This is a genomic window from Oceaniglobus trochenteri (assembly GCF_020529025.1).
Classification (GTDB): Bacteria; Pseudomonadota; Alphaproteobacteria; order Rhodobacterales; family Rhodobacteraceae; genus Oceaniglobus; species Oceaniglobus trochenteri.
In genome coordinates, this window is sequence record NZ_JACNMM010000001.1 from 1 (window position 1) to 20654 (window position 20654).

Annotated in this window: 20 protein-coding genes; 7 read left to right on the forward strand and 13 right to left on the reverse strand. The window is 65.3% G+C overall.

The features are described 5' to 3' along the window. From H7828_RS00005 to H7828_RS00015, 3 genes are all read right to left on the reverse strand, one after another. The coding region (locus H7828_RS00005; protein ID WP_226778883.1) for a vWA domain-containing protein at positions 1-691 on the reverse strand (691 nt) is incomplete at its 3' end. Between the two features lie 70 nt (positions 692-761). Continuing rightward, positions 762-1745: a hypothetical protein gene (locus tag H7828_RS00010; protein ID WP_226778884.1), complete on the reverse strand. Its 984-nt coding sequence runs from the start codon at positions 1743-1745 to the stop codon at positions 762-764. A 54-nt stretch (positions 1746-1799) separates the two neighbouring features. After that, on the reverse strand, positions 1800-2183 hold the full coding sequence (locus H7828_RS00015) for a hypothetical protein (protein ID WP_226778885.1): 384 nt from the start codon (positions 2181-2183) through the stop codon (positions 1800-1802). Positions 2184-2337: 154 nt separating this feature from the next. Here H7828_RS00015 and H7828_RS00020 point away from each other — a divergent pair, with 154 nt between their 5' ends. The 3 genes from H7828_RS00020 to H7828_RS00030 are packed head-to-tail and all read left to right on the forward strand — an operon-like array spanning position 2338 to position 5623. Beyond that, complete coding sequence (locus H7828_RS00020) at positions 2338-2814, forward strand: putative pterin-binding protein (RefSeq protein ID WP_226778886.1); 477 nt, start codon at positions 2338-2340, stop codon at positions 2812-2814. Further along, on the forward strand, positions 2811-4577 hold the full coding sequence (locus H7828_RS00025) for a sensor histidine kinase (protein WP_226778887.1): 1767 nt from the start codon (positions 2811-2813) through the stop codon (positions 4575-4577). Before H7828_RS00020 ends, H7828_RS00025 begins: the two co-directional genes overlap by 4 nt. Beyond that, complete coding sequence (locus tag H7828_RS00030; protein ID WP_226778888.1) at positions 4574-5623, forward strand: response regulator; 1050 nt, start codon at positions 4574-4576, stop codon at positions 5621-5623. The genes H7828_RS00025 and H7828_RS00030 overlap by 4 nt, the downstream gene beginning before the upstream one ends. 29 nt (positions 5624-5652) lie before the next feature. On the opposite strand, the gene H7828_RS00035 is transcribed toward H7828_RS00030, so the two are convergent. Beyond that, the gene (locus tag H7828_RS00035; protein WP_226778889.1) at positions 5653-6558 is read right to left on the reverse strand and encodes a LysR substrate-binding domain-containing protein; all 906 of its coding nucleotides are present in this window, start codon (positions 6556-6558) and stop codon (positions 5653-5655) included. Positions 6559-6667: 109 nt separating this feature from the next. Here H7828_RS00035 and proX point away from each other — a divergent pair, with 109 nt between their 5' ends. From proX to betC, 4 genes are read left to right on the forward strand one after another with little or no spacing between them, the layout of a single operon-like run. Next, a complete protein-coding gene (gene proX / locus H7828_RS00040; protein ID WP_226778890.1) occupies positions 6668-7666 on the forward strand; it encodes a glycine betaine/L-proline ABC transporter substrate-binding protein ProX in 999 nt (332 codons plus the stop codon). After that, the gene (locus tag H7828_RS00045) at positions 7663-8727 is read left to right on the forward strand and encodes a quaternary amine ABC transporter ATP-binding protein (protein WP_226778891.1); all 1065 of its coding nucleotides are present in this window, start codon (positions 7663-7665) and stop codon (positions 8725-8727) included. The genes proX and H7828_RS00045 overlap by 4 nt, the downstream gene beginning before the upstream one ends. Further along, the gene (locus H7828_RS00050; protein WP_226778892.1) at positions 8727-9716 is read left to right on the forward strand and encodes an ABC transporter permease; all 990 of its coding nucleotides are present in this window, start codon (positions 8727-8729) and stop codon (positions 9714-9716) included. Before H7828_RS00045 ends, H7828_RS00050 begins: the two co-directional genes overlap by 1 nt. Continuing rightward, positions 9713-11236, forward strand: a complete 1524-nt coding sequence (gene betC / locus H7828_RS00055) for a choline-sulfatase (protein ID WP_226778893.1) — start codon at positions 9713-9715, stop codon at positions 11234-11236. The genes H7828_RS00050 and betC overlap by 4 nt, the downstream gene beginning before the upstream one ends. A gap of 117 nt (positions 11237-11353) precedes the next feature. Here betC and H7828_RS00060 read toward each other — a convergent pair whose 3' ends face one another. The 9 genes from H7828_RS00060 to H7828_RS00100 form a co-directional block, all read right to left on the reverse strand. Beyond that, complete coding sequence (locus tag H7828_RS00060; protein ID WP_226778894.1) at positions 11354-12295, reverse strand: PfkB family carbohydrate kinase; 942 nt, start codon at positions 12293-12295, stop codon at positions 11354-11356. A gap of 34 nt (positions 12296-12329) precedes the next feature. Beyond that, positions 12330-13478: a galactonate dehydratase gene (gene dgoD, locus H7828_RS00065; protein WP_226778895.1), complete on the reverse strand. Its 1149-nt coding sequence runs from the start codon at positions 13476-13478 to the stop codon at positions 12330-12332. 16 nt (positions 13479-13494) lie between these two features. After that, positions 13495-14814 carry a TRAP transporter large permease gene (locus H7828_RS00070; protein WP_226778896.1) on the reverse strand — a complete coding sequence of 440 codons (1320 nt, stop codon included), beginning with the start codon at positions 14812-14814 and terminating at the stop codon, positions 13495-13497. Next, positions 14807-15376, reverse strand: a complete 570-nt coding sequence (locus H7828_RS00075) for a TRAP transporter small permease subunit (protein WP_425354923.1) — start codon at positions 15374-15376, stop codon at positions 14807-14809. Before H7828_RS00075 ends, H7828_RS00070 begins: the two co-directional genes overlap by 8 nt. A gap of 72 nt (positions 15377-15448) precedes the next feature. Continuing rightward, positions 15449-16444 carry a TRAP transporter substrate-binding protein gene (locus tag H7828_RS00080; RefSeq protein WP_226778911.1) on the reverse strand — a complete coding sequence of 332 codons (996 nt, stop codon included), beginning with the start codon at positions 16442-16444 and terminating at the stop codon, positions 15449-15451. A 711-nt stretch (positions 16445-17155) separates the two neighbouring features. Beyond that, positions 17156-18364 carry a mandelate racemase/muconate lactonizing enzyme family protein gene (locus H7828_RS00085; protein ID WP_226778897.1) on the reverse strand — a complete coding sequence of 403 codons (1209 nt, stop codon included), beginning with the start codon at positions 18362-18364 and terminating at the stop codon, positions 17156-17158. Continuing rightward, positions 18361-18627, reverse strand: a complete 267-nt coding sequence (locus H7828_RS00090; RefSeq protein ID WP_226778898.1) for a hypothetical protein — start codon at positions 18625-18627, stop codon at positions 18361-18363. The genes H7828_RS00085 and H7828_RS00090 overlap by 4 nt, the downstream gene beginning before the upstream one ends. Then, positions 18624-19379 (reverse strand): SDR family NAD(P)-dependent oxidoreductase, encoded by a 756-nt coding sequence (locus H7828_RS00095; RefSeq protein ID WP_226778899.1) that lies wholly within the window; start codon positions 19377-19379, stop codon positions 18624-18626. The genes H7828_RS00090 and H7828_RS00095 overlap by 4 nt, the downstream gene beginning before the upstream one ends. After that, on the reverse strand, positions 19376-20653 hold the full coding sequence (locus H7828_RS00100; protein WP_226778900.1) for a TRAP transporter large permease: 1278 nt from the start codon (positions 20651-20653) through the stop codon (positions 19376-19378). Before H7828_RS00100 ends, H7828_RS00095 begins: the two co-directional genes overlap by 4 nt. Position 20654: the final 1 nt, after the last annotated feature.

The following is a 20654-nucleotide window of genomic DNA, read 5'->3' on the forward strand; positions in this document are numbered from 1 at the left end:
TGGGCAGGGCCGGTTCCGGCTCGGGCTCAGGTTCAGGTTCGGGGGCTGGCGGCGGCACGTCCATGGCCGCCTGCACCTGATCAAGGGCGGCGTGCAGTTCATCGGCGTTGCGGGCCGGTACGAAGACGCCGCCGGTGTTTTCGGCGATGCAGGCCAGGCTTTCGCGGGCGTCATCCTGAAGGTCGAACCCCACGACGTGGGCCGTGAACTTCACCCCCTGTTTTTCAAGCTGCGCCGACAGGGCGCATGGATCGGCGTTGCAGGTTTCGACCCCGTCGGAGATCAGTACCACGGTCGCCGGATTGTCGCGGTAGGACAGAAGGTCGGCGGCCTGTTGCACCGCCGCGGTGAGGGGTGTCTTGCCCACCGGGCGGATGCCGTTCACCCGCGCGACAAATCCGGCCCTGTCCACCGGGCCGGGGGTGATCAGGGTTTCGATATCGGTGCAGTCGCCCTTGCTGCGGTGGCCATAGGCGACAAGGCCCAGGTTGGTGGCCCCGTCCCAGTCGGTGATCAGATCGCCCAGCACCTTTCGGGCGATCTCGATCTTCGAGGTTCCGTCGATCTGCCCCCACATGGAGCCCGAGGCGTCATAGACGATCACGACATCTTCGCCCGCCTGAAGGGGGGTGGCGCAGGCAATGCCGCCCGAAACCGCCATGGCCGCAAGGTTGGGTAGGATCTGTCTCATGTTCTGGCCTCTTCCTGTCTGTGCTGCCCTTTCGGCGGCCGGCCCCGGGGACGGGCCGCCACGGGGTGCGTCATCCGGTGGTTGCGCCGACCGGTTCGGAGGCGGGCGCAGTGCCCGCGCCAAGCGCGCGTTCCTTCAGCTTGCGGAACTTGCCCGACATCTGTTCCAGCCGGGCGTCCCATTCGGGGTTGGGCTGCTGGCCATCGGTCGTCTTGAAATAGACCTGCATCATGCAGGTGATGGCGAAGGGTTCCAGCAGGGCCGCCTTCACGCTCCAGGCAAAGAGCAGCGCGAAGATCACGCCCCCCGCCGCCCAGGCCCCCGGCATGAGGTAGACCACCAGCGCCGCCGGGGCCAGCATGACAAGGAACACGAGGAACCCGAGGCCATAGACGATGATCGCCAGCCAGGCGGCGTTCTTCAGCATGACTTTCCAGTTCTGCCCGTAAAGCACCAGCGCCTCGCGGGCCGACATCCAGGCGTTGTCCGACTGGTTGCGGATCGCATGGGCCAGGATCACCTCATCCACGAAGCCGACCGCCACGCGCAGGAAGGCCGACACGACCCCCGCCAGGGGCTGTGCGCCCGGTATCGGCAGAACCGTGAGGATGCCGCGCACCAGGCCCGAAATCGCCCGGATCACACCGCGGATAAGCTGATCCATCAGAAACAGCGTGCTGGCCTGGGGGAACCGTTCCTTTACCGTTGCTGTGGCGTGGGCGATCTGGCCCCGCCCCTGGGGCAGCGGCTTGCCGTCGATCAGTTCGACCAGAACGGCGATATGCCCCGCCTTCACGATATAAAGGATGTATTCACGCGCCCAGTACATGACCGCGCCGAAGATGCCCAAACCGGCAAATCCGCCCCATGCTGTGGTCGAGGCGCGAAACTCGGCGTCACCGAAACCGCCGATGCCCCAGCCGATACCGGCCCCCGCCCCCGTCACCAGGATGTATCCCAGCGTGATACCGAAATAGACGGCGATGCGCATGAGGATGAACGGAAGCGTCCGCCCCATCATCCCCAGCGCACCGCCTATGCTGAAATCCCACATTGCAAATCTCTCTCTCGACTATGGCTTTCGTGATGAAATTCCGGGTGTCTTGCCTCAGGGTTCGCAGGTTGCGTTGCCGTACCGGACCGAACAGGCGCGCGCGGCGCAGGCGGCGATCTGGGCTTCGCGCTGGCCCTTGCGGATATCCACCGTCTCGAACGCGGTGTAGGGCACCGAGACCGTTCCGATCACCGGCTGGCACAGGGTGGTTGCGCCTGTCGTCTCGCACCGGGTTTCGCCGGTCGGGCGCTTTTCGCTGCGGTATCTGGTGACCACTTCTTCCCGGAAGACGGGCGGGATCTTCAACATCCATTCCGCCTTGCACTGGGTGCGTTCGGCCCGATACTCGGGCGTGCCGCAACTGCCCAGAAGCACCAATGCCAATGCACCCGCCGCAAGGGCGGCTTTGCCTGGTCTGGTCCGTTCGTCGATACGCATTCGCCCCCCGAAGGCCCTGAGTCGCCACAGGATTGCACGGCGCGGCAAGGCCCGCCCCCTCTGTTTGCAGGGGGAAGGGCAATCAATTGAAGGATAAGAGGTTTTCAGGTTTACTTGGCATCGTGAAAACACCCTGCCAAGATTGGAGAGCGAGATGCGAAACAAGCTGGCACTGTGGCTGGCCACCGCCCTTCTGACGGCGGGGCCGGTGGCGGGCGGGGACACTGAAACGATCCTGCGCATCACCGGCAGCATCGACCAGCCCGCCGCCACCTTCGACTTGGAAAGCCTGCGGGCGATGCCGCAGACCACGCTTGTCACCTCGACCGTCGTGACCGATGGCACCCATCGCTTTACCGGCGTGCTGATGCGTGACCTGCTGGACAGCGTCGGGGCAAGCGGCGACATCGTGGTTGCCACGGCCCTGAACGATTATATCGTCGATCTGCCCATGAGCGATTTCCACGACTACGACGTGATCCTTGCCCATGCCATGGATGGCGCCCCCCTTGAACGCGATGACAAGGGGCCGCTCTGGATCGTCTATCCCCGCGACGATCACGCCGAGCTTCAGGATATCCGCTATGACTATCGATGGGTCTGGCACCTCTCGGGGCTTGAGGTCCGATGATGCGGCGGGGCGGCTCGGCGCTCTGGCTGGCCCCTCCGCTGGTGGCGGTGGCGGCCTTTGCGTTGCTGCTGGCCTTTTCCCTGGTGCGGATGATCCATGTTGAAAACGACATGCGCGTGGATGCCGAACAGAACATGCTCTGGGTCATGCACCAAAGCGAGGTTGCGGCGCGGCGGCTGTCGGAAACGGCCCTGCTGGCCGAACTGGACAAGGCCGAGGCCGGCGAACTTGCCCTGCGCTTCGATATCCTGCGCAGCCGGTTCCTGTTGCTGAACGATGGCCCGCAGCGCCGTTTCGTCGATCGCATCGGATTGGGCGAGGATCTGGACAAACTGACCGCCCTGCTTGACCGGATCGAACCCCAGGCCACCGCGCCGCCCCAGGAGGGCGCCCAAGGGCTTCACGCCGCGCTGGCACCTTTCGCGCAGTTCTTCGCGCGGGCCGCGAACAAGTCGATGATCGTGGAATGGAACGAACTGGGCGGCCGGCTGGAAACCTACCGCGACCAGTTGCGGAAAACCATCGTCGCGCTGATCGGCATCATGCTGGTGGGCGGTGTGCTGACGGCGGCGTTGTTCCTTGCCCTGCGCCATTCGCGCCAGCGCAACCGGATGCTGCGCCAGGCGCGCGATTTCTCGGGGCTGCTGATCGCATCCAGCGGCGAAGGCATCGCCGCCGTCGACAGCGCCGGAAACTGCACCCTCTGGAACGAGGCAATGGCCGACATGGTGGGCCGCCCCGCGCAACAGGCAATCGGGCGCCCCCTGTCCGACCTGGCCGGGTTCTTCGATCTGGCCCCGATCCGCACCGGGGTGGCGCGCGCCCTTGGCGGCGACAGCACCCAGCTTCGACTTCAGCCGCTGTTTCGAGCCCAGGACGCGCCGCCGCTGCATGTGGACCTGCGGGTCTATCCGATGCTGGACGAAGAAAGCATCGTCGGCGCCATCCTCTTTCTGCACGACGCCAGCGACCGGCACGCCGCCCAACGCAAGGACGCCGAAACCCGCGAGCGGCTGGAACAACTGGTGGGTGAGCGGACCCGGAAGCTGAACGATGCCCTGCAACGCGAACGCTCGGCCACCGATCTTTACCGGAACTTCGCGGCCATGATCTCGCACCAGTTCCGCACACCGCTGGCCGTGGCAGATTCCGCCCTGCAAAGGCTGCTGCGCCGGGGCGAACGGGCCAACCCTGATGAGGTAGCCGAACGCGCGACCCGCGCGCGCAGCGCCATTGCCGGGCTGACCCGCCTTGTCGAAAGCACGCTGGACGCCGCCCGCATCGAAAGCGGCCAGATCGACGCGCGGCGCGAAAGCTGCGATATGGCGGCCCTGCTGCACACGGTCTGCGATCAGCAACGCGCCGCCGCCCCCGATGCCCGCATTCAGGTTGCGGCAGAGCGCGGGATGATCGCGCTTTGCGATCCGGTCCATGTCGAACAGGTGCTGAAGAACCTGATCTCGAACGCCGTCTGCTATGCCGCGCCGCAAACCGGGGTGACGGTGACGATGGGGCGCGATGGCGGCCAGGTGGTCTGCGATGTCCATAACGCCGGCACCCCGATTGCCGAGGCGGACCGCCCCCGCATCTTCGAGCGCAACTTTCGCGGCGCCAACAGCGTCGGGGCGCCCGGCACCGGCGTGGGCCTGTTCATCGCCCGAACCCTGGCGCGGATGCAGGGCGGCGATGTCGTACTGCGGCCCTGTGACAGTGGCACCATCTTCCGTCTTTCCCTGCCCCGACCTGAAAGCGAGGCGTCATGAGCGGCCCGGATTCTGCCCTGATCCTTGTCGTCGAGGATGAAGCCGCCCTGCGCGCGGATATCGTCGAGGAACTGCACGAGGCGGGGTATCGCACCTGCGCGGCTTCCGACGGGCGCATCGCGCTGGACCTGCTGTCGCAAACGCCGCCCGACCTTGTGCTTTGCGATATCACCATGCCAGGGCTGGATGGCTACGGCCTGCTTTCGGCCCTGCGCGAGAAACGCCCCGATCTGGCCGCGACGCCCTTTGTCTTCCTCACCGCGCTGTCGGAACCGCGCGACGTGATCGAGGGCAAGCTGATGGGCGCCGACGATTACCTGGTCAAACCGGTGGATTACGACCTGATGCTGGCCACCATCGCCGCCCGCCTGCGGCAGGTCGACCGCATCCGCAGCCGCCACGGCGGCGAAATGGAGCGGCTGCACCGCACCCTTTCGGGCCTGTCGGGCGGCGGGGCCGAACAGGCGCTGGACCTGATCACGCTGGGGATCGTGCTGCTGGATGGTGACGGGCGGGTGCTGCACGCCAACCGCGCCGCCCGCGCGATGGCCGCCGAGGGCGATTTCGTCACCCTGACCCGGGGCAGGATCGGCGCCCCCGAAGAGATCTGCGACCGCGCCCTGCGCCAGACCGTGGCAGGCGCGCTGGAAGCCGCCCGCGCAGGCAGCGAACAGGTAAGCGGCGTGGTGCTGCAACGCGCGGCCGACACCATTTCCGTCTCGGCCCTGGTCTGCGCCCTGCCCCATGCCGGCGATCCGGGTGCGTCCGCCCCACGGATCGCGGTGTTCCTTTCCCCTCCGGCCTGCGAACGGCGGGCCTCGGAACCCCTGTTGATGAAGCTTTTCGGCCTTACCCCGACCGAGGCCCGCGTCGCCGCCGCGCTGGCGGGCGGTGGCCGCCCCTCCGAGGTGGCAAGCGCGCTTGAGATCTCCCAGACCACCATCGCCTTTCACATGCGCAACCTGTTCCAGAAGACCGGCACCAACCGCCAGACCGACCTTGTCGCCCTGATCCTGGCAGGCCCGATGATGATCGACACGATCTAGCCGTCCCGCCTTGTCCCGGCTGTCGTGGCCTATTGCCCGGGCTGCCCTTCGCGGAAAAGATCGGCGATCCAGGTGGCGAAGGCGACGGCCTCGGGGCGGTCGGTGGAGCGTGTGACCAGCCAATAGACATCGCGCGGCAGCGGGCGGGCCGTTTCCATGCGCACCAGCCGCCCGTCGGACAGATAGGCGTCGATCAGCGGGTTCCCGGCCAGCGCGATCCCCTGCCCCTCGACCGCCGCCTGAAGCATGGTGATATAGCTGTCGAACAGCGTTCCGGGCGAAGCGCCGGGAAAGTGCAGGCCGCTCTGGGCGAACCAGTGTTCCCAGCGTGCCTGCGGGCGATAATGCCCGCCCAATTGCAACAGCCGTTCGGACAGAAGGTCTTCGGGATCTTGCAGGGGGGTCTGGGCTTCATAGGAGGGGCTCCAGACCGGAAAGATCATCTCCTGTATCAGGGGCACACCGCCCGGCGGGGCATTGGGGCCATAGCGGATGGCGATGTCGATATCGTCATCCGCCAGGTCAAGATAACGGTCCGACACGATCATGTTGATTTCGGTCGAGGGATGCAGCGTCGAAAAGGCCGCAAGGCGCGGCATCAGCCAGAAATTCGCGAAAGCCGCCGTGACCGTCACGTTCAGCCGGCCCACCGGCTCGGGCTCGCGCAGGCGTTCCAGGGCCTCGGTGATGGCGGCCAGGGCCGGGCCGACGACCGCCTCCAGGTCCGCGCCGGCGCGGGTGGGGTGCACCTGCCTGTGGGCGCGCTCGAACAGGCGGGTTTCAAGATGCGCCTCAAGCTCGGCGATCTGGCGGCTGACTGCCACCCGCGACACGCCCAGTTCCTCGGCCGCTCGCGTAAAGTTCTCGGTCCGGCAGGCGGTGGCGAAAACGACCAGATGCCTGAGAATATGGGCGTGTTTGCGGGTTCTTGCCATAACGATCTGGTTAACAAAGCGCTACGCAGATAGCAACTGGAAGCCCCGGTTCGATGCCCCTACCTTGCTGGCATCTTGAAAATTCTGAAACAAACAACGGTGGTTCCACATGATCCGTCCGACCCTAAACGCTGGCGCGCTTGTCGCCGGCCTTCTTCTTTCCACGACCGCAATCGCGCAGGACATGCCCGGCGAGGGCGTGAGCGTTCAGCCCATCAAGGCCACGCCGGTCAATGCCTGGCTCTGGAACCAGGTGGTGGCCCTTGGCCTGGGCGAACTTGGCTATGACGTCGAGGAAATGCGCGAGGCCGACTTTCCCGTGCTGCACCTGGCCGTCGGTCAGGGCGATGCGGATTTCACCGCCAACAACTGGAAACCCCTGCACGATGCCTATTTCGACCGCGCCGGCGCCGATGACACCATGGTGCGGGTCGGCCCGATAACGACGGGCGCCGGCCAGGGCTATTACATCGACGAGGCCACGGCCGACGAATACGGCATCACCAACCTGGGCCAGTTGAAAGACCCCGAGATTGCCAAGCTGTTCGACAGCGACGGCGACGGGCGCGCCAACCTGGCGGGCTGCAACCCCGGTTGGGGCTGCGAAGGCGTGATCGAACATCAGCTGGACGAATTCGACCTGCGCGACACGGTGCAGCACGATCAGGGCAGCTATTACGCGATCATCGCCGATGTGCTGACGCGCCACGAAAACGGCGATCCGATCCTCTATTACACCTGGACGCCGAACTGGGTGGGTGACGTTCTGGTGCCCGGTGAAAACACCGCGCCGCTGAACGTGCCCTATTCGTCGATGCCCAACGACCCCGACGTTGACACCGAACTTCCCGACGGCACGAACCCCGGTTTCGTGGTGAACGAGATCTACATCCTGGCCAACCGCGACTTCTATGAGGCCAACCCCGCAGCCGCGACATTCATGGAGCAGGTGAAGATTCCGCTGGCCGATGTGAACGCGGTGCAGGTCAAGATCCGCAACGGTGCCGACAGCTCCGAGGATTTCCTGAATCAGGCACAGACCTGGATCGACGACAACCGCGACACGGTTGACGGCTGGCTTGAAAAGGCACGGGCGGCAGCAAAGTGAGCGGACAGGAACAACAAAAGAATGCGGGCGGGCGATCAAGCGTCGCCCGCGTCGCCTGCAAGGGGGTCTGGAAGCTTTTCGGCGACCGCGCCGACGAGGCCCTGGAAGCCGCGCGTGCCGAGAACCTGAGCAAGGATGAAATCCGCGAGCGGTTCGATTGCGTGCTGGGGGTGCGCGACGCCAGTTTCGAGGTCTACGAGGGCGAGATCTTCTGCATCATGGGCCTGTCGGGCTCGGGCAAATCCACCCTCGTGCGTCACATCAACCGGCTGATCGACCCGACCGCAGGTGAAATCCACATCGCGGGCGACCGGGTCGATACCATGGACGAAGCCGCCCTGAACGCCCTGCGCGCCGAAAAGATCGGCATGGTGTTTCAGCACATGGCGCTTTGGCCCCATCGCACGCTGGCCGAAACCGTGGCCTTCGGGCTGGAGGTGCGCGGCGTCCCCAAGGCCGAGCGCCGCAAGAAGGCCATCGCCGCACTGAACGACATGGAGCTGGGCGACTGGGTCGACAGCTATCCCGATGAACTGTCCGGTGGCATGCAGCAACGGGTCGGGCTGGCGCGGGCGCTGGCGGCCGACCCCGACATCCTGCTGATGGACGAACCCTTTTCGGCGCTCGATCCGCTGATCCGGCGCCAGTTGCAGGACCAGTTCCTGGACCTGTCGCGCAAGCTGGGCAAGACGACGATCTTCATCACCCATGACCTGGACGAGGCGATCCGCATGGGAGACCGCATCGCCATCATGAAGGACGGCGTGATCGTACAGACCGGCACCGCCGAGGAAATCGTCACGGCCCCCGCCAATGATTACGTGGCGGCCTTCGTCGACAACGTCCCCAAGGGCGGCTTCGTCACGGCCGACCAGATCATGGAACCCGCAACGGGCACGCCCCCCGGGCGCAGCATCGCAGCCGACACGCCGCTTGACGAAATCCTGGCCACCTTCGCCGAGGACCAGGCACCGCTGGCCGTGGAAAAGGATGGTAACACCCTTGGCCATGTGACGGTGGGCGACGCGCTGCAGGCCCTTGGCGGCAAAGAGGATACATAATGGATATCTGGAATATTTTCGACACCGAATGGGTGCCCGTCGGCACCTGGATCGACCAGGTGCTGAATTGGCTCGTGTCCGATTTCCGCTTTGTCTTCCAGGCCATCAAGGTGCCTTTCGACATCGTACTGTCGGCCCTCGAGGACGGGTTGACCGGTGCGCCCGATCTTCTGATCCTCGGGCTGATCGCCCTGATTGCCTGGCAGGCCGGCGGGCGCCGGGTGGCCGTTGTCTCGACGCTGGCGATGCTGGCCATCGGGCTCATGGGCGCCTGGGAGGAAAGCATGACGACGCTTTCCATCGTGCTGACCTGTGTCTTCTTCTGTGCCCTTGCCGGCCTTCCCATAGGGATTGCCGCGGCCCGATCCGACCGGGTGTGGAACTGGGTGCGCCCGGCGCTGGACCTGATGCAGACGATCCCCTCGTTCGTCTATCTGGTGCCGGTGGTGATGCTGTTTTCCATCGGCAACGTCTCGGGGGTGATCGTCACCTTCATCTATGCGCTGCCCCCGCTGGTGCGGCTGACCAACCTCGGGATCCGCCAGGTGCGCCCCGACATGGTCGAGGCGGCACGCGCCTTCGGTGCCACGAAGAAACAGACCCTGTGGAAGATCGAACTGCCGCTGGCCATGCCCACGATCATGGCGGGGGTGAACCAGACGATCATGATGGCCCTGTCCATGGTGGTTGTCGCCTCGATGATCTCGGTCACCGGGCTGGGGCAGATGGTGCTGCGCGGGATCGGGCGGCTTGACATGGGGCTGGCCTCGGTCGGCGGGCTGGGGATCGTGTTTCTTGCCATCATGATCGACCGCATCAGCCAGAGCCTGGGCCAACCCTCGCGCGAGAGGGGCCATCAGCACTGGTATCGCACCGGCCCCCTGGGGGTGGTCACCGGGTTTTTCGCCAGGCCCGCCACAACCGGCCAGGGCAAGGAAACGGCGGCCACGCCGCCCAACAGCAAGACAGACGGAAAGACACAGGCATGACCAACAAGCCAAACATCCTATTCATCCAGGTCGATCAGCTGATGGCCGAGGCCCTGGGCGCCTATGGCAACACGGTCTGCCACGCTCCCAACCTCGACCGGCTTGCCGAACGCGGTGCAGTGTTCGAACGGGCCTATTGCAACTATCCGCTCTGCGCGCCGTCGCGCGCGTCGATGGCGGCGGGGCAGCTCTGCTCGGAGATCGGCGCCTATGACAATGCCGCCGAACTGCCCGCTTCGGTGCCGACCTATGCCCACTATCTTCGCGCGGCGGGCTATCGGACGGCGCTGTCGGGCAAGATGCATTTCATCGGCCCGGATCAGTTTCACGGCTTTGAAAGGCGCCTGACGCCCGATGTCTATCCGGCCGACTTTTCCTGGGTGCCGCGCGAAACCGGGATGAAGCCCAGCGAAACCAACGACACCAGGGGCGTGACCGTGGCAGGCCAGGCCGAACGCACGGTGCAGATGGATTACGACGACCGCGCCACCTTCGAAGCGGTGCAGTATCTTTACGATGTGGCCCGCGACACCGAGGACGACCGCCCCTTCTTCCTTCAGGTGTCCTGGACCCATCCCCACGATCCCTTCCTGTGCAAGCCCGAACACTGGGATCTCTACGAGGGCAAGGATATCCCCGCACCCCGCACGCCCGCGCTGTCGAAGGACGAACACGATGTTCACGCCGCGCGCCTGCTGGACAACTTCTCGATGCTGGGGGTCGAATTCTCGCCCGAGGAAGTCGCCCGCGCCCGCCGCGCCTATTTCGGGTCGGTCAGCTATGTCGACGAGATGCTGGGCCGATTGATGCAGGTTCTCGAAGCGACCGGCCAGGCCGACAACACCGCCATCGTCTTTACCTCGGACCATGGCGAAATGCTGGGCGAACGGGGCATGTGGTTCAAGAAGCACTTCTACGAACCCTCGCTGCGGGTGCCGCTGATCGTTGCAGCGCCCGGGCGCGCGCCCAAACGGGTGGCCGGGCTTGCCTCGCTTGTCGATCTACTGCCCACCTTCATGGGTCTGGCCGAGGGGCCGGGTTGGACCAGCCCCATCGAAGCGCTGGCCGGTGAAGACCTTACCCCCTACCTGGGCGAGGCCGAGATTTCACCCGACCGCGCGATCCATGCCGAATACCTGGCCGAAGCGGCCCCGGCGCCGATCCTGATGATCCGCCAGGGGCGGTTCAAATACATCCACTCCGAGGCGGACCCCCTGCTTCTGTTCGACGTCGAGGCTGACCCCGACGAGCGCGAGAACCTGGCCGACAATCCCGATCACGCCGACACCCTGGCCCGCTTCACCGCCGAGGCGCGCCGCAAATGGGACAGCGACGCCCTATGGCAGGACATTCAGGAAAGCCGGCGGCGCCGGTTAATGATCCTTGCCGCCCTGGAACAGGGCAAGGGCGAGCGTTGGAACCACGGCGAAGCCGCAGGCCAGCAGGTGCCGTGGTATCGCGGGCTTCAGGGCTACAACGAATGGGCCTTCGAACACATGCCGCCCCGCACCGCCGACTAAGCCCCCGGGGCAGATGCCCCCTTGCCCCGGGCTGTTGCAGGTTCGATTGCGACGGCCCGGGCATCAACCGTTCCTTGAGTGTCCAGGCGTGACCGGGCGTCCAGCGCCAGTTGCAGGTCAGCGGCCCGCCGGATAGGTCGCCCGCATCAGGTCCAGCGTATCCCTGCGGTTCGGCGCGCCCAGCCGCCCCCCCAGAACCATGCATTTCAGCGCCGCAGCGGCGCTGGCAAAGCGGATGCAATCGGCTGGTTCCGCCCCTTCGGCAAGGGCCTGGGCAAAGGCGCCGTGAAAGACATCACCGGCGCCATTGGTATCCACCACCTCGACCACGGGGGTCGGGATATGCATGACGGGTCGATCCGGCCCTTCCACAAGGAACGATCCCGCCGCCCCATCGGTGACACAGGCAAAACAGCCGAAGGTCGCGGCGATCTGTCCGGCCGCGGCTTCGGGCCCGGCGCCATCCGTCAGGATGGCCGCACCCGCCGCCGAGGCGACGATATGGCTGGCATGGCGCGACAGATCGGCCAGCGTGTCCTTCGCGGCCACATCGGCGTCAAGCACCGCAGGCAGGCCCAACCCGCGCGCCGCCGACAGGGCGATGCGGGCGGCGGCGGGCCAGCGCACATCCACCATGACCGCGCCATGGGCCGAAATATCGGGCATTTCGCCCGGCTCTGGCGAGCCCTGGGTCACCGCGTCGTAATCGACCAGCACCCAGCGTTCGCCCGCACCATCGACGATGATCGTGGCGCTGGCGCTGCGTGCACCGGGCACCTGGCGCACCGCGCTGCAATCGACACCCTCGGCGGCAATCTCGGCGATCAGGGCCGGGCCAAGGGCATCGCGCCCCACGCTGGCCCAGAGCGCGGGCGCACCCCCCAGCCGTGCCGCTGCCGTCGCGGCGTTTGACGCCATCCCCGAGGCCATGCTGACCGAACCTTCGGCGATGTACTTGCCCGGCCCGCGCGAAAAATCCGCGACCCGGTAAAGGGTGTCGCGGGTCAGGGCGCCAACGAAAAGCACCGGCGCCGCAGCCTTGGGCGGGGTCGCATTCATGCCCGGGGGCCGCGCGTCGATGAGGGGACAGCGCCTACCATTCCGCGACGCTTCCGTCTTCGTGGCGCCACAGGGGGTTGCGCCAGCGGTGGCCCTGCCGGGCGGCGGCGCGCACCTTGTCCTCGTCAATCTCGACCCCCAGGCCCGGACGGTCGAGCAAGGGGATATAGCCATTGGTGATGGTCAGCGGCGCAGGATCGACCAGATAATCCAGCACATCGTTGCCCTGGTTATAGTGGATGCCCATGCTCTGTTCCTGGATGAAGGCATTGTGCGAGACGAAATCCAGTTGCAGCGAGGCCGCCAGCGTCAGCGGGCCAAGGGGGCTGTGGGGGGCAAGTGCGACGTCGTGGGCCTCGGCCAGGATGGCGATCTTGCGGGCCTCGGTGATGCCGCCGCAATGGCTGATGTCGGGCTGGACGATATCCACCATCCCCGCCTTCAGCAGATCGCGGAATTCGAACCGGGTATGAAGCCTTTCGCCCGTGGCAATCGGATAGCCCAGATCACCGGCGATCTGCGCAAGGCATGGCAGATGTTCGGGCAGAACCGGCTCTTCCACGAAAAGCGGGTGGAAAGGTTCCAACTCGCGCAGAAGAACCTTGGCCATGGGGCGGTGCACCCTGCCGTGAAAGTCGATGGCGATGCCGATGTCGCGCCCCACCGCCGCGCGCGCCCCGCCGACGCGGGCAATGGCGGCGTCGATCTTGGCGTGGCTGTCGACAATCGCCATTTCGGCGGTGCCGTTCATCTTGAAGGCGGAAAAGCCCTGGGCGACCACCTCGCGCGCATGATGCCCGATCTCGTCGGGGCGGTCGCCCCCGATCCAGCAATACATGCGCATCCTGTCGCGCACGGCCCCGCCCAGAAGCTCATGCACCGGAACGCCAAGCGCCTTGCCCTTGATATCCCACAGCGCCTGGTCGATCCCGGCGATGGCCGACATGAGGATCGGCCCGCCCCGATAGAACCCGCCGCGATAGAGGGTCTGCCAGATATCCTCGATCCGGCGCGGATCGCGCCCGACAAGAATATCGGCGAACTCATGCACCGCCGTCTCGACGGTGGCCGCCCTGCCCTCGATCACCGGTTCGCCCCAGCCCGAGATGCCCGCGTCGGTTTCAACCTTCAGAAACAGCCAGCGCGGCGGGACGGACCAGGTGGTCAGCTTGGTGATCTTCATGGCGGTGGCCCCCGGCCTAGTGTCCAGTGATGCCGGGGAAGATGATCAGCATCATCACGGCCAGGATCTGAAGCCCGATGAAGGGCAGAAGCGACTGGAAGATCTCGCCCAGCGATATGTCGGGCGGTGTCACCGATTTCAGATAGAAGGCCGCTGGCCCGAAGGGCGGCGACAGGAAGCTGACCTGCATGTTCATGGCGAACAGCACCCCGAACCAGACCGGATCATAGCCAAGGCTGATGACCACCGGCACGAAGATCGGCATGCACAGCAGGGCGATGCCCACCCAATCCAGGAACATGCCCAGGAAGAACAGGATGCCCATCATGCAGAGGATGATCACCACCGGTTCGTCCGATATGCCCTTGAGCAGCTCGGTCACGAACCGGGTGCCGCCCATGAGGTTGTAGACCCCCACAAGCGCCGTCGCACCGATGCCGATCCAGACGATCATGCCCACGGTGGCCAGCGTCTGCTTGACCGCGCCCATGACCAGTTCGCCGTTGAATTCCCCCCGGATAACGGTGGACAGAAGCACCCCGACAACCCCCACAGCCGAGGCTTCGGTGACCGAGGCGATCCCGCCATAGATCGACCCCAGCACGAAAACCACCACCATGATCGGCAGGAACAACGCCCTGAGCAGGCGCATCTTCTCGGCGGTGGTCGTCTCGTCCGGCTCGGCCACGGGGGCAAGGGCGGGGTTCAGGTAGGCGCGGATCAGGATGTAGGCGGCATAGAATCCGGCCAGCATCAGCCCGGGCAGGAACGAAGCAGTGAAAAGCTCACCGATCGACACGTTGGCGGTCAACCCGTAGATGATCAGCACGATCGACGGGGGCACCATGGTGCCCAGGGCCCCGCCCGCACAGCAGACCCCGATGGCCAGCTTGCGGTCATACCCAAGGCGCAGCATCTGCGGCAGCGCCAGCATCCCCAGCAGGATCACCTCGCCGCCGATGATGCCCGACATGGCGGCCAGGATCACCGCCACCACCAGGGTTTGCAGTGCGACACCGCCGCGCAGCCGCCCGCCCACCAGCCTCATCGCATCGAAAAGATCGCGTGCGATGCCCGACCGGTCAAGGATCGCGGCCATCAGGACGAACATCGGAACCGAGACGAAGACGAAGGAATTGACGAAGCTGAAGATGCGGCTGGAGATCAGCGGCACCGCCATGGGCCCCATCCAGCCAAGCGCGAAGATAAGCGCCACCAGCAGCGTCACGAAGGCCAGCGGCATGCCCGTGAGCAGCAGCAGGATCAGCATGACCAGCATCGCCACCGAGGCGCCCTCGATGCCGAGGGACTGGAGGTCGGGTATCAGGTCAAGCATCGGTGCGCCCCTTGCGTGCGTAATTGAAGGCCAGGATCAGGAACTGCACGGTCAGCGCGATCAGGATGACGAAAAGGAAAAACTTCATCAGGCCCGGAAAGGGCGGGTTCCAGGCCGATCCGCTGGTTTCCAGCCGGAATTCGCCCTGCGGCGTCCAGACCGACCGGCGCACACCCTGCCACGAGGCCCAGGCGAACATGCCGCATGAGGCGGCGCAGACAAGCGAGATGGCGATATTGGCATAGCGGCGCAGCCCCTCGGACAGGGAGTTGTACAAGAGGACGACGCGAATGTGCTTGTCCTGCGCGGCAACGTAGAGGCCACCGAAGGCGAAGGCGGCCCCGTTCAGGAAGATCACCGTCTCATGGGCCCATTGCGTCGGCTTGTTGAAGACATAGCGCATGATGACTTCAAAGAAGAGGATGCCGGCCGAGCAGAAGATGCCAAGGGCAAAGACGATGCCGATCCAAATGATCATCCGGCCCAGGGGGCCTGCCTCGGGTGCCGCCGTGGGCGACATGCGATGCTCTTCCGGCAAAAGCGCCGGGTCCTGTTCCGTCACGGTGCCATCTCCGTCCTGTGGTGAATTGCAAATGTCCCGGCCCGAAGGCCGGGACATCCGAAGGCCCGGGGCTTATTCGGCCATCAGGCCGTTTTCGGTGAGGTAGGCCACCAGCGTGTCATAGACCTTCTGCGAGGCGGGCGAGGCGCTTGCGGCCTTTTCCCACTGGCTGCGGGCGATGGCGCGGAACTTGGCGCGCTCTTCGTCCGACCAGTCATGCACGGTGATCGACGGGTCGAGGTTGGCAATCGCCTCTTCGTCGTTCTTGCGGATCTGGGCGACCTGGTACTCGGCGTATTCGTTCACGCTTTCGGTCAGGGCGTCCTGGATGTCGGCGGGCATGCTGTCCCAGACACCCTTGTTGATCGAGATTTCGACCAGCGGCATCGAGTGGAACCCGGGATAGACCGGATGCTTGGCGATGTCGTGCAGGCCCTGGCTCTGGTTCGTGGCGAAGGTGCTGTAGTCGGCGGCGTCGATCACGCCCTTGTCGAGCGAGGTGAACACCTCGGAACCCGGCAGGTTCACCGGCGAGGCACCCGCCGCGGCAAAGACGTTCTGCACCATGCCCTCGGGGGCGCGCAGCTTGAGGCCCTGCAGGTCGTCCACGCCGTCCAGCGGCACCTTGGACACGAAGGCCTCAAGCCCCGGTGTGGTGGCACCGATGAAATGCAGACCGTAGGGTTCCAGCATTTCGTTCATCAGTTCCTTGCCGCCGCCGTTGCGCACGAAGTCGAACATCTGCTCGGGCGCCGACCAGGCACCGACCGGGTTGGCGATCAGGCCCAGAGCCGGCTCACGCCCCGAGAAATACGAGGTGTCGGTATAGTGGCCGTCGATGATGCCCGCGGCCACGGCATCCTGGGTTTCGTTGTGGGCCACGATGGTTTCAACAGGCAGCAGTTCGATCACGACGCGACCGTCGGTCTTTTCCTTGACCATCTCGGTCCAGTCCTGCGCCAGCCCGAAGTTGGGGTTGCCCGCGGGGTCGGACGATTGGAAGCGCAGCGAGAAATCCTGCGCCTGCACCGGAAATGCCAGTGTCGCCGCAACGACGCCGGCCGTCATCAGCCCGGAAATGTGAAAGGTCTTCATGGGTCTCTCCTCCTTGATACCATGCAAAGCACCGGCGCCCGCGATTCGGCGTGGCACCCGAAAGCCTGACACCGCGTGTAAACAACGCGCAGTGATTGCGCAATCATCCCCTCGTTTTCACGGGTTCGCGCGGGAAACATGCGAAAACGCCGCGCCCAACGCGGGGAATGCGGCACTCCGGGCCGGAATGCAGCCAGGCGCCCATCCATCCGACCGACCGGGCGCTGCACGGCCCCCTCCCCCGCCCTGCGCGGCACATTCCCCGACCATGGGCCTGAGTTCCGGGCGCCCCCCAGATGAATGCCGCCCCGGACACATCGCACGGCATCCCGCCCCTCCCTCAGCCCCTTTGACCACAAGGCAAATTTCGCCCCATCAGCGCGTTGTCACCGAGTGCAATGAGGGCAATGGCAGAGGGGGCAGGATTGGGGCGAGGTGGCCGGCGGGCGTTGCGGTGTTCAGGCAGGTACCACCCGAGCTCATGTGCCATGCCTGCCCTTGAGCAAATCTAGCGGTAGATCGCCTTTGGCACCCTCGTAGATCATCCGGTTCGCGATCTCCCCGGGTGTCCCGTTGATCGGCGGGCGATCATGGTCCTGCACACCTCGGGATGCAGGAGCAGCTTGCGCTATACCGATCTACGCTTGTCCGTCAGCAATCCAGCCGCCTGCTTCGCCGGGGCGATCATTTGACCTCTTCCGCCCGTGGTTCGGCCCCCGCTTGCGACCCGGCCGCGAAATAGCTTGTCGCCTCGCCGGGGCGGATATCGGTCAATGCCCCGGAGTAATGGCGCAGATCGTGGCGCTGATAGGGGTGTCGTGCGCAGGCCGCCAGGTCGATATCCACGCCAAGCCCCGGCGCATTCCCGATCGCCATGTATCCGTTCTCCAGCGAGGTCTCTTCGCGCGCGATCTCGCCGCGCCAGGGAACATCGGTGACCATGGTTTCAAGCCAGACGACGTTCGAGGCAGACGCCGCGAGATGCAACGTCATGGCGTTGGCCACGGGACCGATGGGGTTGTGCGGACAGATCGGCAAGAAGGCGGCATCCGCAAGGGCCGCGATGCGCTTGGCCGCCAATAGACCGCCGACATGGGACACGTCCGGTTGCAGATAATCCGCCGCGCCGCGCGCGATGGCATCGGCGAAACTGGCCGGATCGAAGAACCGTTCGCCCGCCGCGATTTCGACCTGCGCGCGCGCGCGGACCTCGGCCAGCGCGGCGATGTTGTCGGGCGGCAGCGGCTCTTCGAACCAGACCGGATCGAACCGCGCGATGTCGCGGGCCAGCGCAATCGCCGTTGGCACATCGAAGCGCCCGTGGCCTTCGATCATCAGGCCGATATCGGGGCCGACGGCTTCGCGCACGGCCGCCATGATGTCCATCGACAGGTTGCGCTGGGGGCGGTCGATCTGCATGTAAGCGGCGCCGAACGGGTCCCACTTCAGCGCGACGAAGCCCTGCGCGACGGTGGCCCTGGCCTTGGATGCGAACTCTTCGGGGGTGCGGGCGCCCGCGAACCAGCCGTTCGCGTAACACTTGATGCTGTCACGGTGTTTCCCCCCCAGCAGTTCGTAAACCGGGACACCAAGCGCCTTGCCCTTGATGTCAAGCATGGCGGCCTCGACCGCCGCGAGCGCGCTGCGCAGGACCGGCCCGGTGCGCCAATAGCTGTCGCGGTGCAGCGTCTCGACATGATGCTCGGTGCGGAACGGATCCTTGCCCAGCAGATAGGGCTTCAGCTGCTCGATGGCGGCGGCAAGGGCAAGTTCCTTGACCTCCAGTGTTCCCTCGCCCACGCCATGCAGACCCTCGTCGGTGTCGATGCGCACGAAAACATAGTTGGCGCGAAACGCGTCCACGACAACGGGACGAACATCAGTAATCTTCATTGCGGAACCATCATTCTTTCGATTTCAGAGGTGGCAAGGCGGCGATTGCCCGGGCCCGGGACGGGCGCAGGGTCGGCGAAAACACCGTCGGACAGCGGCCGGCGGGCCGGTGCGACTTGGCTTCTGCGCCTGCGCAGCTTGATGAAGAACAGATTGTGACTGTCTGTTCTAAAAGGTAAATTTCGGATGCACGCGGCACCGCCGACCGGGGTTTCGCCGCCATGGGTACCGGCACCATGGAACGGTTCGTTGGTTTCGGTCATCGCATGTGCATCCCGCCATTCACGTCGATCACCGCGCCGGTGATATAGCCGGCGTCGTCGGACAGCAGGAAATGAACCGCCGCCGCGATCTCGGACGGTTCGGCCAGACGTCCCAGGGGGACGGCTGCGGCCATCTCTGCCCCGTCTCCGTGCGCGGTATCGATCAGGGGGGTGCGCACAAGGCCGGGGGCCACGGTGTTGACCGTCACGCCGAAGGCAGCACCGGTGCGCGCCAGGGTTCGGGACATCCCGTGCAACGCGGATTTCGAAGCGGAGTAATGCAGGTGTCCCTTGAGCGCCCCCTGGTGGCCGACGACCGACCCCATCTGGACAATACGCCCACCTTCCCCCTGCGCACGAAACCGCTCCATCGCCAACTTTGCGCAAAGAAACGCGCCGGTCATGTTGATGTCGATCACGTCGCGCCAGCTTTCCAGAGTGATGTCAAAGACATCCTCGGCGCGGGTGATCCCGGCGTTGTTCACCAGCCCATCAAGCCCGCCAAACGCGGTATCAACGGCGGCGAATGCCTCGGCCAGGGCGTTCGGATCGGTCACATCGGCGGTGATGGCGCGGCAGTCGCCCGGTAGATCGGCTGCAAATGCCGCGGTCGCATCGGCGACCCTTGCCACGTCAAGCAGCGCCACCCGCGCGCCGTTTTCGGCAAGCCGGCGCGCGACGGCCTGTCCGATACCGCCCGCTGCGCCCGTAACGATGACCCGCTTGCCTTCGATGGAAAATCCTCTTCTCATCTGAACGCGACCTCCGGCAACCATGTGGTGAGGGACGGCACGAAGGTGACAAGCAGCACGACGGCCATCATGGCGGCGACAAAGGGCCAGATCGTGCGCACGGCGTCACGATAGGGCACCCCGCCCACCTGGCAGGAGATCAGCAGCAGTATGCCCACAGGCGGCGTGACCGCCCCGACCATGACGCAGAGAATGACGATCATCGCAAAATGAAGCGGATCGGCGCCAAGCGCGGTGGTGATCGGGATGAAGACCGGCACCATGATGACCATCGCCGCCAGCCCGTCGAGGAAAAGACCCATGACCAGAAGCACGGCGATGATGACGAGGAAAACGGCGATCTGGCTGTCGCCCGCCCCCGAAATCAGACCGGCCAGTTGTTGCGGCACCCGGCCCACCGCAAGCGTCCAGCCCACGATGGAGGCGGCGGTGATCGCAAACAGGATCACCCCCACGTTCAAAGCGGTCTGCCGGCAGGCGCGGACCATGCGCGCCCATGTAAGTTCACCATAGAAAAGCCCCAGCACGATGGAATAGGCGACGACGATTGCACCGGCCTCGGTCGCGCCGAAATAGCCGCCGACAACGCCGAAAAGGATGATTGCGGGCGCGCCCAGCGGGCCGATCGCCTTCAGGAAGGCGGTAAACAGCCCCCTGAACCCGCCCCACGGCGCGCGCGGATAATTCCGGCGCACGGCATAGACCAGCACCAGCGCCATGAGAACGCCCCCCATGAGCAGGCCCGGAACGACACCGGCAAGAAACAGTTTGCCAATCGAGAGGTTCGTCATGGCCGAATAGATCACCATGACGATGGAGGGCGGCAGGATCGGCCCTATGGTCGAGGACGCCGCCGTCACCGCCACGGCGAAGCCGCCATCATAGCCTTCCTTTTTCATCGACGGGATCAGCACGCGCCCGATTCCGGCCGCATCCGCAGTGGACGAACCGGAAATCCCGGCGAAGAAAACGCTGGTGGCAACATTGACCAGCGCCAGCCCGCCCTTGATCCAGCCCACGAGAGCCTTGGAAAGCGCGATCAGCCGGGCGGTGATGCCACCGCTGTTCATCAGCTCACCCGCGAGGATGAAAAGCGGAACCGCCACGAGGGGAAACTTGTCGACCGACGAGATCATCCTTTGGGCCACAATCTCGGTCGGGATATGCGGCAGGAAGACGGTAAGCGCCACCATTGCGGCAAGACCGAGCGCGACCGCCAGCGGCACGCCGATCACGGCCAGAAGGGTCGCCACGCCAAGAAGAGTGAGGATCATG

Bases quoted from the DNA above. Each gene is read 5' to 3' on its own strand.
- H7828_RS00010 (WP_226778884.1), bottom strand. From the start codon at position 1,745: ATGTGGGATTTCAGCATAGGCGGTGCGCTGGGGATGATGGGGCGGACG.
- H7828_RS00025 (WP_226778887.1), top strand. From the start codon at position 2,811: ATGATGCGGCGGGGCGGCTCGGCGCTCTGGCTGGCCCCTCCGCTGGTG.
- H7828_RS00095 (WP_226778899.1), bottom strand. From the start codon at position 19,379: ATGAGAAGAGGATTTTCCATCGAAGGCAAGCGGGTCATCGTTACGGGC.
- betC (WP_226778893.1), top strand. From the start codon at position 9,713: ATGACCAACAAGCCAAACATCCTATTCATCCAGGTCGATCAGCTGATG.
- H7828_RS00090 (WP_226778898.1), bottom strand. From the start codon at position 18,627: ATGACCGAAACCAACGAACCGTTCCATGGTGCCGGTACCCATGGCGGC.
- H7828_RS00100 (WP_226778900.1), bottom strand. From the start codon at position 20,653: ATGATCCTCACTCTTCTTGGCGTGGCGACCCTTCTGGCCGTGATCGGC.
- H7828_RS00050 (WP_226778892.1), top strand. From the start codon at position 8,727: ATGGATATCTGGAATATTTTCGACACCGAATGGGTGCCCGTCGGCACC.
- H7828_RS00035 (WP_226778889.1), bottom strand. From the start codon at position 6,558: ATGGCAAGAACCCGCAAACACGCCCATATTCTCAGGCATCTGGTCGTT.
- H7828_RS00080 (WP_226778911.1), bottom strand. From the start codon at position 16,444: ATGACGGCCGGCGTCGTTGCGGCGACACTGGCATTTCCGGTGCAGGCG.
- H7828_RS00060 (WP_226778894.1), bottom strand. From the start codon at position 12,295: ATGAATGCGACCCCGCCCAAGGCTGCGGCGCCGGTGCTTTTCGTTGGC.
- proX (WP_226778890.1), top strand. From the start codon at position 6,668: ATGATCCGTCCGACCCTAAACGCTGGCGCGCTTGTCGCCGGCCTTCTT.
- dgoD (WP_226778895.1), bottom strand. From the start codon at position 13,478: ATGAAGATCACCAAGCTGACCACCTGGTCCGTCCCGCCGCGCTGGCTG.
- H7828_RS00030 (WP_226778888.1), top strand. From the start codon at position 4,574: ATGAGCGGCCCGGATTCTGCCCTGATCCTTGTCGTCGAGGATGAAGCC.
- H7828_RS00020 (WP_226778886.1), top strand. From the start codon at position 2,338: ATGCGAAACAAGCTGGCACTGTGGCTGGCCACCGCCCTTCTGACGGCG.
- H7828_RS00015 (WP_226778885.1), bottom strand. From the start codon at position 2,183: ATGCGTATCGACGAACGGACCAGACCAGGCAAAGCCGCCCTTGCGGCG.
- H7828_RS00070 (WP_226778896.1), bottom strand. From the start codon at position 14,814: ATGCTTGACCTGATACCCGACCTCCAGTCCCTCGGCATCGAGGGCGCC.
- H7828_RS00085 (WP_226778897.1), bottom strand. From the start codon at position 18,364: ATGAAGATTACTGATGTTCGTCCCGTTGTCGTGGACGCGTTTCGCGCC.